At 71.9% G+C, this 13,605-nt stretch carries 9 protein-coding genes; 4 read left to right on the top strand and 5 right to left on the bottom strand.

From position 1 onward, the window contains the following. The first annotated feature begins 2 nt into the window (after positions 1–2). The 3 genes from IE97_RS0108940 (at position 3) to recQ (ending at position 5,419) form a co-directional block, all read left to right on the top strand. On the top strand, positions 3–1,574 hold the full coding sequence (locus IE97_RS0108940; protein ID WP_030234319.1) for an NADH-quinone oxidoreductase subunit M: 1,572 nt from the start codon (positions 3–5) through the stop codon (positions 1,572–1,574). After that, positions 1,571–3,220: an NADH-quinone oxidoreductase subunit NuoN gene (gene nuoN, locus IE97_RS0108935; protein ID WP_030234305.1), complete on the top strand. Its 1,650-nt coding sequence runs from the start codon at positions 1,571–1,573 to the stop codon at positions 3,218–3,220. Before IE97_RS0108940 ends, nuoN begins: the two co-directional genes overlap by 4 nt. A gap of 192 nt (positions 3,221–3,412) precedes the next feature. Beyond that, positions 3,413–5,419, top strand: coding sequence for a DNA helicase RecQ (recQ, locus tag IE97_RS0108930; RefSeq protein ID WP_030234302.1), 2,007 nt, complete (start codon positions 3,413–3,415; stop codon positions 5,417–5,419). A gap of 44 nt (positions 5,420–5,463) precedes the next feature. Here recQ and IE97_RS0108925 read toward each other — a convergent pair whose 3' ends face one another. Next, positions 5,464–6,621 carry a nuclear transport factor 2 family protein gene (locus IE97_RS0108925; RefSeq protein ID WP_030234299.1) on the bottom strand — a complete coding sequence of 386 codons (1,158 nt, stop codon included), beginning with the start codon at positions 6,619–6,621 and terminating at the stop codon, positions 5,464–5,466. 95 nt (positions 6,622–6,716) lie between these two features. Here IE97_RS0108925 and IE97_RS0108920 point away from each other — a divergent pair, with 95 nt between their 5' ends. Further along, a complete protein-coding gene (locus IE97_RS0108920; RefSeq protein WP_078603137.1) occupies positions 6,717–7,727 on the top strand; it encodes a LysR family transcriptional regulator in 1,011 nt (336 codons plus the stop codon). Here IE97_RS0108920 and IE97_RS0108915 read toward each other — a convergent pair. Genes IE97_RS0108915 through IE97_RS40010 form a run of 4 tightly spaced genes read right to left on the bottom strand, consistent with a single transcriptional unit; the run spans position 7,699 to position 13,562 of the window. Next, positions 7,699–10,518, bottom strand: a complete 2,820-nt coding sequence (locus IE97_RS0108915; RefSeq protein WP_030234283.1) for a fumarate reductase/succinate dehydrogenase flavoprotein subunit — start codon at positions 10,516–10,518, stop codon at positions 7,699–7,701. The genes IE97_RS0108920 and IE97_RS0108915 overlap by 29 nt on opposite strands. A gap of 11 nt (positions 10,519–10,529) precedes the next feature. After that, on the bottom strand, positions 10,530–11,348 hold the full coding sequence (locus IE97_RS0108910; RefSeq protein WP_030234281.1) for an ABC transporter ATP-binding protein: 819 nt from the start codon (positions 11,346–11,348) through the stop codon (positions 10,530–10,532). Then, complete coding sequence (locus IE97_RS0108905; protein WP_030234276.1) at positions 11,332–12,219, bottom strand: ABC transporter permease; 888 nt, start codon at positions 12,217–12,219, stop codon at positions 11,332–11,334. The genes IE97_RS0108910 and IE97_RS0108905 overlap by 17 nt, the downstream gene beginning before the upstream one ends. Beyond that, positions 12,216–13,562: an ABC transporter substrate-binding protein gene (locus IE97_RS40010; protein WP_030234273.1), complete on the bottom strand. Its 1,347-nt coding sequence runs from the start codon at positions 13,560–13,562 to the stop codon at positions 12,216–12,218. The genes IE97_RS0108905 and IE97_RS40010 overlap by 4 nt, the downstream gene beginning before the upstream one ends. Positions 13,563–13,605 lie beyond the last annotated feature (43 nt).

The raw sequence follows: 13,605 nt of genomic DNA, 5'->3' as shown, positions 1-13,605 counted from the left end.
CGATGTCCTTTCCTCTGCTGACAGCGACAGCGGTCCTCCCGGCTGTCGGGGCGATCGCCACGGCCGCCGTACCGGCCGCGCGGCGCACCGCCGCCAAGTGGCTGGCGCTGCTCTTCTCGCTCGCCACGCTCGTCCTCGCGATCACCGTCCTGGTCCGCTTCGACCCGGGCGGCGACCGTTACCAGCTCACCGAGTCCCACGCCTGGATCGCGGACTTCGGCGTCCGCTACGAACTGGGCGTGGACGGCATCGGCGTGGCGCTGATCGCGCTCACGGCCCTGCTGATCCCGTTCATCATCCTCGCGGGCTGGCACGACGCCGACCCCCTGGAGACCGGCAGCAGCCGGTGGCGGCCGACGCAGGGCTTCTTCGCCCTGATCCTCGCCGTCGAGGCGATGGTGATCCTCTCCTTCGAGGCCACCGACGTCTTCCTCTTCTACATCTTCTTCGAAGCCATGCTGATCCCGATGTACTTCCTCATCGGCGGCTTCGGGGACCGTGCCCACGAGCACGGCGAGGAGGCGGCGGCGACGCAACGCTCGTACGCGGCCGTGAAGTTCCTCCTCTACAACCTGGCCGGCGGTCTGATCATGCTGGCCGCGGTGATCGGCCTGTACGTGGTCGCCGGGACCTTCTCCCTCACGGAGATCGCCGAGGCTCGCGCGGGCGGCTCGCTCGACATGGCGACCAGCACCGAACGCTGGCTGTTCCTCGGCTTCTTCTTCGCCTTCGCGGTGAAGGCGCCGCTGTGGCCGCTGCACACCTGGCTGCCCAACGCGATGCAGGAGTCGACGGCTCCCGTCGCGGTGCTCATCACGGCGGTCGTCGACAAGGTCGGCACCTTCGCGATGCTCCGCTTCTGCCTCCAGCTCTTCCCGGAGGCCAGCAAGTGGGCGACGCCCGTGATCGTCGTCCTGGCGCTGATCAGCATCATCTACGGGGCGCTGCTCGCGGTCGGCCAGCGCGACATGAAGAGGCTGATCGCCTACGCGTCGATCTCCCACTTCGGCTTCATCATCATGGGCATCTTCGCGATGACCAGCCAGGGCCAGTCCGGCGCGACGCTCTACATGGTCAACCACGGCATCTCGACGGCCGCGCTGATGCTGGTCGCCGGTTTCCTGATCTCCCGGCGCGGCTCGCGGCTCATCGCCGACTACGGCGGAGTCCAGAAGGTCGCGCCGGTACTCGCCGGCACGTTCCTGATCGGCAGCCTCGCCACCCTCTCCCTGCCGGGTCTCGCGCCGTTCGTCAGTGAGTTCCTGGTCCTGGTCGGCACGTTCACGCGCTACCCGGTGATCGGCATCATCGCCACCCTGGGCATCGTCCTCGCCGCGCTCTACACCCTCGTCCTCTACCAGCGGACGATGACGGGCCCGGTGAAACCGGAGGTCAGTGCGATGCCGGACCTCAGGGTCCGGGAACTCGTGGTCGTCGCCCCGCTGGTCGTGCTGCTGATCTTCCTGGGCGTCTACCCGAAGCCCGTCACGCAGATCATCGATCCGGCGGTCAAGCAGACCATGTCCGACGTACAGCAGAAGGACCCCAAGCCCGAGGTGGAGGCGGCCAAGTGAGCGCATCAGCCGTCCACAGCCTGTGGACAACGGCGGCCGATCCGATCGCGAAGATCGACGCGCCGAAGATCGAGTACGGGCAGCTCGCCCCCACCCTGATCATCGTCGGCGCGGCGATCGTCGGGATCCTGGTCGAGGCGTTCGTCCCGCGTAAATCGCGCTACTACGCCCAGATGTTCGTGTCCGTCGTCGCGCTCGCCGCCGCCTTCGCAGCGGTCGTGGCGCTCGCGGCCGACGGATACGGCACGACCAAGGCACGTATCGCGGCGATGGGCGCGATCGCCGTCGACGGCCCGGCCCTCTTCCTCCAGGGCACGATCCTGCTGGCGGCCCTGGTCGGCCTGTTCACCTTCGCCGAGCGGCGCCTCGACCCCGTGGTGCACGGCAACCGGGTCGACTCCTTCGCCGCGCAGGCCGCGTCCGTGCCGGGCAGCGAGAGCGAGAAGGCCGCGGTGAAGGCCGGGTTCACCACCACCGAGGTGTTCCCGCTGCTGCTGTTCGCCGTGGCCGGCATGCTGATCTTCCCGGCGGCCAACGACCTGCTGACGCTGTTCGTCGCCCTGGAGGTCTTCTCCCTCCCGCTGTACCTGCTGTGCGCACTGGCCCGCCGCAAGCGGCTGATGTCGCAGGAGGCGGCGGTCAAGTACTTCCTGCTCGGCGCGTTCGCCTCCGCGTTCACGCTGTTCGGCATCGCGCTGCTGTACGGCTACGCCGGCTCGATGTCGTACGCGACGATCGCGCAGGTCGTCGACGGCACCGTGCAGGACGTCAACCCGGCGCTCGCCGGCACCATGGGCAACGACACGCTGCTGCTGATCGGCGCCGCGCTGCTGGTGATGGGTCTGCTGTTCAAGGTGGGCGCGGTGCCGTTCCACATGTGGACACCGGACGTGTACCAGGGCGCTCCGACGCCGGTGACGGGTTTCATGGCGGCGGCGACCAAGGTGGCGGCCTTCGGTGCGCTGCTGCGGGTGCTGTACGTGGTCCTGCCGGGCCTGCGGTGGGACTGGCGGCCGGTGATGTGGGCCGTCGCGATCGTGACCATGCTGGGCGGTGCGATCGTCGCGATCACGCAGACCGACATCAAGCGGCTGCTGGCGTACTCGTCGATCGCGCACGCCGGGTTCATCCTGGCGGGCGTCATCGCGACCACGCCGGACGGGGTGTCGTCCGTCCTGTTCTACCTGGCGGCGTACTCGTTCGTGACGATCGGCGCCTTCGCGGTGGTCACGCTCGTGCGCGACGCGGGCGGTGAGGCGACGCACCTGTCCAAGTGGGCGGGACTCGGGCGCAGGTCGCCGCTGGTGGCGGCCGTGTTCGCGGTGTTCCTGCTGGCCTTCGCGGGCATTCCGCTGACCTCCGGCTTCGCCGGGAAGTTCGCCGTGTTCAAGGCGGCGGCGGAGGGCGGGGCGGCCCCGCTCGTCGTCATCGGTGTGATCTCGTCGGCGATCGCGGCGTTCTTCTACATCCGCGTCATCGTGCTGATGTTCTTCAGCGAGCCGCGGCCGGAGGGCCCGACGGTGGCCGTGCCGTCGCCGCTGACGATGACGGCGATCGGGGTGGGCGTGGCGGTCACGCTGGTGCTCGGTGTGGCGCCGCAGTACTTCCTGGATCTCGCGGGGCAGGCGGGGGTGTTCGTCCGCTGACCCCGCGCTCGCCGAGCGGCTGCGGCCCGGTTCCCCGTTCGGGGGCCGGGCCGCGGCCGCTGTCCGTGACGCGGTGCCGCGAGCCCCGTTCAGCCGAGGACGCCGGCAGCCTGTGGATAACTCCGGGGGCTGTCGGCGCCGCCCCCTATCGTGGACGCAGTGGTCGAAGGACGACGTACGGGGGGCACGACGATGGGTGGGACGGGCGGTATCGCCGAGATGGCAGTGACGCAGAGCGAGGCGCTGGCCGCGCTGCACCGGGTCTTCGGGTACGAGGCCTTCCGGGGTGAGCAGGAGGCGGTCGTCGAGCATGTGGTGGCCGGTGGGGACGCCGTCGTGCTCATGCCGACCGGGGCCGGGAAGTCGCTGTGCTACCAGATTCCCTCCCTGGTCAGGCCGGGGACGGGCGTCGTGGTCTCGCCGCTCATCGCGCTCATGCAGGACCAGGTGGACGCCCTGCGGGCGCTGGGCGTGCGGGCCGGGTTCATGAACTCCACGCAGGACTTCGACGAGCGGCGGATGGTCGAGGCCGAGTTCATGGCGGGGGAGCTGGACCTGCTGTATCTGGCGCCGGAGCGGCTGCGGCTGCAGAGCACGCTCGATCTGCTCTCCCGCGGGAAGATCTCCGTCTTCGCGATCGACGAGGCGCACTGCGTCTCCCAGTGGGGACACGACTTCCGGCCCGACTACCTGGCCCTGTCCCTGCTCGGCGAGCGCTGGCCGGACGTGCCGCGGATCGCGCTCACGGCGACGGCCACGCGCGCTACGCACCAGGAGATCACCGAGCGGCTGAACATGCCGTCGGCCCGGCACTTCGTGGCGAGCTTCGACCGGCCCAACATCCAGTACCGGATCGTGCCGAAGGCCGACCCGAAGAAACAGCTGCTGAGCTTCCTGCGCGAGGAGCACGCGGGCGACGCGGGCATCGTCTACTGCCTGTCGCGCAACTCGGTCGAGAAGACCGCCGAGTTCCTGAGCCGCAACGGCATCGAGGCGGTGCCGTACCACGCGGGCCTGGACGCGGGCACGCGAGCCGCCCACCAGTCCCGCTTCCTGCGGGAGGACGGCCTGGTCGTGGTGGCGACCATCGCCTTCGGCATGGGCATCGACAAGCCGGACGTCCGCTTCGTCGCCCACCTCGACCTGCCCAAGTCGGTCGAGGGCTACTACCAGGAGACGGGGCGGGCCGGGCGGGACGGGCTGCCGTCGACGGCCTGGATGGCCTACGGGCTGAACGACGTCATACAGCAGCGCAAGCTGATCCAGTCCGGCGAGGGCGAGGAGGCCTTCCGGCGGCGGGCCCAGGCCCACCTGGACTCGATGCTGGCGCTGTGCGAGACCGTCCAGTGCCGCCGTGGCCAGCTCCTCGCCTACTTCGGCCAGGACCCGGACCCGGCCGGCTGCGGCAACTGCGACACCTGCCTGACCCCGCCGGAGACCTGGGACGGCACGATCGCGGCGCAGAAGGTGCTGTCGACGGTGGTGCGGCTGCAGCGGGAGCGCGGGCAGAAGTTCGGCGCGGTGCAGATCGTCGACATCCTGCTGGGGAAGCGGACAGCCAAGGTCATCCAGTTCGATCACGACCAGCTGTCGGTGTTCGGTATCGGCGACGACCTGACCGAGGGTGAATGGCGGGGTGTCATCCGGCAGTTGCTCGCCCAGGGGCTGCTCGCGGTGGAGGGCGAGTACGGCACGCTGGTGCTGACCGAGGCCAGCGGGACGGTACTGCGGCGGGAGCGGGACGTGCCGCTGCGCAAGGAGCCGAAGAAACCGGTGACCTCCCGGTCGGGGGGCTCCGGGTCGTCGGGCTCCGGGCGGGGCGAGCGCAAGGGCAGGGCGGCCGCGCCCGAGCTTCCCGAGGCGCTGCTGCCGGCCTTCGAGGCACTGCGCGCCTGGCGGGCCGAGCAGGCTCGTGAGCAGGGCGTCCCGGCGTACGTCATCTTCCACGACGCGACGCTGAGGGAGATCGCCACGGTGTGGCCGACGTCGGTGGCGGAGCTCGGCGGGATCAGCGGGGTGGGCGAGAAGAAGCTCGCGACGTACGGCGAGGGTGTGCTGGAGGTGCTGGCGTCGATGGACGGAGCCCCCGGCCCGGCTCCGGCGCCCGACTCCACTCCGGCTCCGGCGCCCGGCCCGGACGCGGCCGGGCCGGACGACTGGCCGGAGCTCGACGAGGAGCCGGAGCCCGACTGGACATAGGGGGTGTTCACGAGACCGACGCTGACTGTGGAGTGGGCGCGTTCTCAAGGGTGCCGGTGATAGGCCTTGTTGGCGATGCGCCAGCCGTCGTCGGTGCGGACCAGCAGGAATACGTCGGTGAACGTGTCCGCGCCGTGGCAGAGCGTCATGGTGGCGGTGGCGACGGTGCCGTGGACGTCGATGGTGTCGATACGGCGCGTGCGGGTCGGTTCGTCCGGTGCCGGCCGGCCCTGGAAGAGGGCACAGTACTCGTCCAGGCGCCAGGACACGAAGGCACCGTCCCGGATCCCTTCGATGTGGGCGGTGGGCAGGAACGCGTCGTGGAAGTGGGTGGGGTCGCCGCTGGCGTGTCCGCGTATGTAGGCGCGGAGCGGTTCGAGCACGGCGTCCTTCACGGCGGGGGCCGTGGCGGCGACAGCGATGTCGGCCTCGGGGGCAGCAGGGGCGTCGGCCAGGCCCGTTGCGCTGCGCAAGGGGGTGTCCGACGCGGCGGCCAGCAGAGCCATGTCCTTGGCCAGCGCGCCGATGGTGAATTCGGCGGCGGCAGCGGTCGGTTCGCCGAGGAGGAAGTGTCGCTTGCGGGCCACGAGGGCGCCTAGTTGGCCGAGTTCGAGGACGTCCAGTGTCTGGGGGCGGGGCAGGCCGAGGGCGTCGGCTAGCCGCAGTGAGTCGCGCAGAGCGAGGACGGCTCCGGCGAGGCTGTTGTTGGCGATCAGCTTGAGCGCGGCGGCGGTGGAGGCGTCGTCCGCGTGCCGGATGGTGCCCAGCGTTTCCAGAACCGGTCGGACTCGGTCGAGAGCGTCCTGGTCGGCGGCGGCGAGGATCCGAAGGGTGCCGGCGGCGGCAGCCGGCACTGAGCCGAGCAGGGGCGCGTGGACGTAGGACGGGCCGAGTCGCCGGGACAGCCTCGCTGCTTCGGCGGGGGCGATGGTGCTGGTGTTGAGCACGATCGCGTCCGTTCGCAGTGAGTCACGGACGTCATCGAGGACCTGTTGGCAGGCCGGGCCGTCGAACAGTGCCAGGAGTACGAGGTCTGCCCGCGCCACAGCCTCGTTCGCGTCGCAGGTCGTCTTGACGGTGTCTGAATGGCGTCCTGAGCGGGTCCAGCCGACGACGTCCCAGCCCTGGCCGGCCAGGCGTGTCGCGATCGCGCCGCCCATGCGCCCCAGACCGAGGACGGCGATTCTGTGCGGTGTGGTCATGCGCGCCACAGTGGTGCACGCCGATGGTTGCGACAAGCGCAGATTTCGCAGGCCCGCTCTGCGGGACTCGCATACCGGCTGGGCATACTGCCGCCATGGATCTGACGGTGTGGCGGGCTTTCGTGACGGTGTGCCGGGTCGGATCGCTGTCGGCGGCGGCAGCCGAGCTGAATCACACGCAGTCGGCCGTCTCCCGGCAGATCGCCGGGCTGGAGCGGCAGCTCGGTGTGCCTCTGGTGGAGCGCCATGCGCGTGGGGTGCGTCCGACGCCGGCCGGTGAGGTGTTCCGGCGCCACGCCCTGGCCACGCTCAACGAGGCCGACCGTGCCGTTCGGGCGATGCGAGACGTGCGTGACGGGGTGTGTGATCGGCCCCTGGCCATCGGGGCGACACCGTCTCTCGCCGCGGGGATCGTCCCTGAGGCCGTCCGGGGCCTGCTGGGGCGGACCGGACCCGTCCGGTGGAGCCTGCTCCCGGGTCTGAGCGCACAGCTGCACGGCCGCGTGATCGCCGGCGATCTCGATGTCGCCGTGGTCACCGACGCTCCGCCGGGGCTGGTCGTCGACCCGCGGGTCGAACGCCGGTTCCTCGGGCTGGACGAGATGGTCGTCGTAGTGCCCGTCGGCCATCCGCGGGCCGGGCGGGGGCCGGTGCGCATCGAGGCGCTGGCCGACGAGACCTGGGCCGAGGACAACGACGGCTCGGCGGCACTCCTGCGCCAGCACGCCGCCCGCGCCGGAGTCAGCGCCCGCATCGACCTCGCCGCAGCCGATCTGCCCGGCAAACTGGCCCTGGTCGCTACCGGTCACGCCATCGCCCTGATCCCCGGTGTGCTGAGGTGCGCGCTGCGGGCCGACGTCACCACCATGCCCCTCGTAGATCCCCCGACCCGTGGGATCTACGCGATCACACCGCGCCGCGACCCCCACCCCCGCGCAGTGCCCCTGCTGGACCAGCTCACCACGACCTTCGCCGCGGTCCGTCCGGCCCAAGTCGGGTACCAGCCGACCGAGTCGGACGCCCGTGCCGCTGTGCCGCCACCTCAGGGCGGCATCAGCGAAACGCCCCACGACACGGTCACAGGGCCCGGGCCGCGTACGCCCTGACGTCCGCGTCGGAGTCCGTCGTCGCCGTGGACAGTGCCGCGCGGGCCTCCTCGGTGGTGCTGTGCCTGGTCAGTGCCAGGACGGCGGCCTTGCGGACGTCGGCGTTGGCGTCCGCGAGGGCCTTCGCGAGGGCGGGGACGGCGACGTCGGGGTCGGCGACGGACAGGGCCGTGGCGGCACCCGCCCGTACCTGCCAGGTCGTCTCGGAGAGGGCGGCCACGGCTCGCGTGGTGAGGGGCGCCGGGCAGCCGGTGGTGCCCAGTGCCCCGTAGGCCGCCGCACGCACCAGGGCGTCGGGGTCGTCGAGGAGGCCGGTGAGGGCCGCTTCGACAGGGGTGGCGGGGGAGTCGGCCGGGGCGTCGCCCGCCGGCCGTCCGGCGCCCACCGTGGCCAGCCCCTTGGCGATCGCCACCCGGACCTCGCGGGACGGGTCGGCCGGCGCCGCACCGGCCAGTTCGTCGGCGGCGTCGACCGACACCAGCGCCCGCACGGCCTCGATCCGGACGGCGGTGTCGGAGTCGGCCAGGGCGCCCGCGAACAGGGCGGCGTCTCCGAGGCGCAGGGCACGCAGGACGTCCAGCGCGGCGGCACGGACCACCGGGTCGGGCTCGGCCAGGGCGGCGGCCAGGCCGTCGCGCAGGTCGGGCCCGGGCGGGAGCGTCTCGACGAGTTCGCGCAGGGACGCGGCCGCGGCGGCACGTACCTCGGCGGCGGGGTCACGCAACGCGGCGGCGAGGGCGGGGCCGGTGCCCGGCGGCAGCGTCTCGGTGAGCACGCCGACCGCCTCGCGCCGGACGGCGGGCTCGGGGTCGGTCAGGTAGGGGTGGAGGGCGGCGAGTTCGGGCTCCTCGTCGGCGAGCGCGACCAGTTCGAGGAGACGGGCGGAGGACTGTTCGGCAGGGGCGGCGGAGGGCAGGTCCCGCGTACCCGGAGCCCGCTCCGGCTCAGCCTCCGCCAGGGCCGCCACCGGTGCCAGTTCCCGTGATCCCGCCGTCGCCACGTCCTCGGCGTGGACCTCGCCGAGGTGACGGGAGGTGCCGCCGACGGGGGCGAAGCCGTCGACCGGAACGAGGTAGGGAGCCACGGGGCGGGCCGTGAACTCCATCGCACCGGAGGGGGACTTGCGCAGATCGAGATGGTGGAACCAGGACGCGTCGTCGCGGGCGGGGTGGTCGAGGCGGTCGTGGTAGAGGCCCCAGCGGGACTCCGTGCGGGCCAGGGAGGAGCGCGCGGCCATCTCCGCGCAGTCGCGGATGAAGGTGACCTCCGCGCAGCGCATCAGTTCGTGCGCCGTGCGGGCGCCCATCGCGGCGATGTCGTCGCGCATCCGCTCGAACGCCTCCAGGGCCAGCGACAGCCGGGCGCCGGACTTCGGCGGTGCCACGTAGTCGTTCACGAAGCGGCGCAGTTTGTACTCGACCTGGGGCTGCGGCGGGCCGTCGGGGTTGCGCAGCGGGCGGTAGATCAGCTCGTGCGCCTCCCGGAGCTGCTCGAGCGGCAGTTCACCCTCGTACACCGAGTACCGCGAGGCGTCCGCGCCGGCCAGGTCGCCGAACACGAACGCGCCGATCATGTAGTTGTGCGGCACGCACGCCAGGTCACCGGCCGCGTACAGGCGGGGCACGGTCGTACGGGCGTGGTCGTCCACGCGGACGCCGGAGGCGGAGTGGCCGCCGCACAGGCCGATCTCGGAGATGTGCATCTCGACGTCATGGGTGCGGTAGTCGTGGCCCCGGCCGGAGTGGAAGGTGCCGCGGGTCGGGCGTTCGGTGGAGTGCAGGATCGACTCCAGGGCCGAGACCGACTCCTCGGGGAGGTGGCTCAGCTTCAGGTAGACGGGGCCCCGGTCGGACGCCACCTCCGCGGCGAACTCGGCCATCATCTGGCCGGACCAGTAGTCGGAGTCGACGAAGCGCTCGCCGTGCCGGTTGACCTGGTAGCCGCCGAACGGGTTGGCGACGTAGGCGCAGGCCGGGCCGTTGTAGTCCTTGATCAGCGGGTTGATCTGGAAGCACTCGATGCCGGTCAGCTCGGCGCCGGCGTGGTAGGCCATGGCGTAGCCGTCGCCCGCGTTGGTGGGGTTCTCGTAGGTGCCGTAGAGGTAGCCGGAGGCGGGCAGGCCGAGGCGGCCGCAGGCGCCGGTCGCGAGGATCACCGCGCCCGCGCGGACCTGGACGAACCGCCCGGTGCGGGTGTTGAAGCCGGCCGCCCCCACGGCCTGCCCGCCGGCCGTGAGCACGCGCACCGGCATCACCCGGTTCTCGATGCGGATCCGCTCCCGCATCTCGCGGCGCCGCAGCTGCCGGTACAGCACCTTCTTGACGTCCTTGCCCTCCGGCATCGGCAGGACGTAGGAGCCGGAGCGGTGGACCTGGCGGACCGCGTAGTCACCGTGCTCGTCCTTCTCGAACTTCACGCCGTACGACTCCAGCCGCTGCACCATGGCGAAGCCGCGGGTGGCGGTCTGGCGGACGGTGGACTGGTCGACGATGCCGTCGTTGGCGCGGGTGATCTCGGCGACGTAGTCGTCCGGCTCGGCACGGCCCGGGATGACCGCGTTGTTCACGCCGTCCATGCCCATGGCGAGCGCCCCGGAGTGGCGGACGTGGGCCTTCTCCAGCAGCAGCACGTCCTTGCCGTGCTCGGCGGCGGTCAGGGCCGCCATGGTGCCGGCGGTGCCGCCGCCGATGACCAGGACGTCGCAGGTCAGTTCCTCGGCATCGGCGAGGGACGGGACGGCCAGCGGGGTGTCCGCAGGGGTGTCCGCAGGGGGGTTCACGGAGGTGGTCACCGGAGTGCCTTTCACGTACCGAGCGAGGTGAGGACGTCGCGCCGCAGGGCCAGGCGCGCCGGGGCGTCGTGCGCGCCGCGGTCGCGGGGGCGGGGCACGTCCCGTACGGCGACGATGCCGCCCGCGCCGAGCAGGGCCACGCGGTCGCCGAGGAACAGGGCCTCGTCCACGTCGTGGGTGACGAAGACGACGGTCGCGCCCGTGCCCCGGAGCACGTCCACGAGCAGGTCCTGCATGCCCGCGCGGGTCTGGGCGTCGAGGGCGCCGAACGGCTCGTCCATCAGGACGGCGCGGGGGCGGCCGGCGAGGGCCCGGGCCAGCTGGACGCGCTGGCGCTGCCCGCCGGAGACCCGGTGCGGCAACTGCCGTGCCTGCGTGCCGAGTCCGACCCGCTCCAGCCAGGCCTCGGCCTGCTCCCGGCGCTCGGCGCGGGGCACGCCGCGGATGGCGAGGGGGAGTTCGACGTTGGCGCGCAGGGTGCGCCAGGGGAGCAGGGCGTCCTCCTGGAAGACCAGGGCGCGGTCGGCCGAGGGGCCGGTCAGCGGGTGCCCGTCCTCGGTGATGTCTCCGGCCAGCGGGGACAGCAGTCCGGCGAGGGTGCGCAGGAGGGTCGACTTGCCGCAGCCGGAGGGGCCGACGACGGTGAGGATCTCGCCGGGGGCGATGTCCAGGTCGACGCCGTCCAGGGCGGGTGCGCCGGGGCGGCCGAGGGAGGCGCCCGTGAGGGTGAGCCGGGTGCCGCTGACCGGCGGTGCGGCGACGGCGGTCCCGGGCGAGGCGCTCGGGGCGGACCCGGACGAGGTGCTGACGGTCTCAGACGAGGTGCTCATAGCGGGCCTCCTCGGGTGCGGAACCGCTCTTCCCGGCGGCGGGGGCGGTTGGGACGGACGGCCCGGGCTTCACGGACCGGGCGGGCCGGGGCGGCCGGGCGCCGGGGACGTACGCGGTGCGCGGCAGCCAGCGGGTCAGGCGGCGGCCCAGCAGCTCCACGGCCGTGGAGGTGAGCCAGCCGAGCACGCCGATGGTGACCATGCCGACGAACACGCCCGGGTAGTCGACGACGGTGTAGTCCTGCCAGGTGCGGTAACCGACCCCGTACTGGCCGGAGATCATCTCGGCGGAGATCACACAGATCCAGGACACGCCGATGCCGACCGACAGGCCGCCGAACACCCCGGGCAGCGCGCCCGGCAGGACGACGGAGCCGAGGATCCGCCACCGGCCGCCGCCCATCGTGCGCACCGCCTCCTCCCACACGGGGGTCAGGGCACGCACCGCGTGCCGGGTGGAGACCAGGACCGGGAAGAAGGCGGCGGTGAAGGTGATGAAGACGATGCCCTGTTCGTTGGAGGGGAACAGCAGGATCGCGACGGGGACCAGGGCGATCGCCGGGATCGGGCGGATCACCTCCAGCACCGGGCCGAGCAGGTCCTCGGCGAGCCGCGAGCGGGCCACGAGCACGCCCGTGGCCACGCCCAGGAGGGCGGCCAGCAGAAAGCCGGTGAGGATACGGGCGAGGCTGTCGGTGAGGTCCGTCCAGTAGTCCGGCCCGGACAGCCGGGCGGCGAAGGCCCGGGCCACGTCGGTGACCGTCGGGAACTGCGAGAAACGCAGCCACAGGTCGACGTTCAGGCTGGTCAGCGCCTGCCACAGGCCGAGCGCGGCGACCAGCGAGAACACCCGGATCACATACCGCTTCACGAGGCCCGCTCCAGAGCGTCGGCGTACGGGACGACACGCGCCCCGCCGTGCCCGGCGACGTACGCCTGCGCGGTGTCGGGCGCGACGAACGGCAGCAGCTGGTCGCCGTCGGCCACCCACACGGCCTTGTCGGCGAACCACAGCGTGCCGGTGGTGGTGTCGGGGACGTAGGCGGCGCGGAGACCGTCGCGGTGTCCGGCGGCATAACGCAGCAGCGCGGAAGGAGAGTCGAAGGTGACGGTCTTCGAGGCGCCCTCGGGCCAGGCCTCGCTCGCGGCGGGCGCGGGCTTCGTGGCGAGACGCTTCGCGTACGCCGCCGGTCCGAGGGCCTTCTTCACGTACTGGTCGTCGACGAAGGAGTCGACGTCCACGTCGCCGGTGAGCTTCGCCGACTTGAGGACCGACACGTCCTCTTTCAGGGCGGAGACGAGCTGGGGCTTGATCGCGGGGTCGAAGGTGGCGATGCCGTGCGCGCCGTTGTAGAGGTAGACGACCTCGGCGGGCAGGCCGGTGGCCTTCGCGACCTTCTCGGCGGCGGCCACCGGGTGCTCGTTCAGGTAGTCCGTCGCCTCCGCCTGGGCCTTCAGGAACGCCTCCAGCACGGCCGGCCGCTCCTTGGCGAAGTCCTCCCGGGCGGTGACACCGTGGAAGGTGGGCAGGTTCAGCCGGGCGCCGTCGTACACGGCTTTCGCCTTGCCCTGGTAGGCGAGCAGGCCCGGCCACGCGACGAACTGGGACAGCGCGTCCGTACTGCCCGCCGCGAGGGCGGAGGCGCCGACGGAGGGCTGCTGGTTGAGCTTCTCGATACCGCTGTCCGGGTCGATACCGGCGCGCTGCAGAGCCCGGACGAGCGTGCCGTCGGCGGCCGATCCGACGCTCGTGGAGACCTTCCTGCCCTTCAGGTCCTTCAGGGAGGTCAGCTTGGAACCGGGCGCGGCGACGATGGTGTTGAGGCCGCCGCGCAGGTTGTAGCCGGTGACCGACACCAGACGGGTGGGCCTGTTCAGCTGTTTGCCGCGGGCCGCGTTGATGAGCAGCGGGAAGTCACCCATCGAGCCGATGTCGATCTTTCCGGCGGTCATCTGGGCGGTGATGGGCGCGCCGGTGGCGTAGTCCTGCCAGTCGACCTTGTAACGGACGCCGTCGTGGAGGGAGTTCAGCTGCTTCTCGAAGGAGCCGAGGGAGCGGAGCAGGGTGCCCGCCGTGACGGTGTTGATCGTCCGGGACTGGTAGCCGACGGTGACGGTGACCGTGGAGCCGCCGCCGGCCTCGGCGTCACCGCCGCAGGCGCTGAGCGGGAGCAGGAGGACGACGGCGGACATCGCGACCGCTGTGCGTTTCATGGTGGTTCGGGAAACGGTGGTTCGGGAAAAGCTGGTTCGGGAC

Source organism: Streptomyces sp. NRRL S-455, assembly GCF_000717875.1.
Classification (GTDB): Bacteria; Actinomycetota; Actinomycetes; order Streptomycetales; family Streptomycetaceae; genus Streptomyces.
The sequence above is the reverse complement of the archived record's forward strand: the minus strand, read 5'-3'. Positions and strand labels throughout refer to the sequence as shown.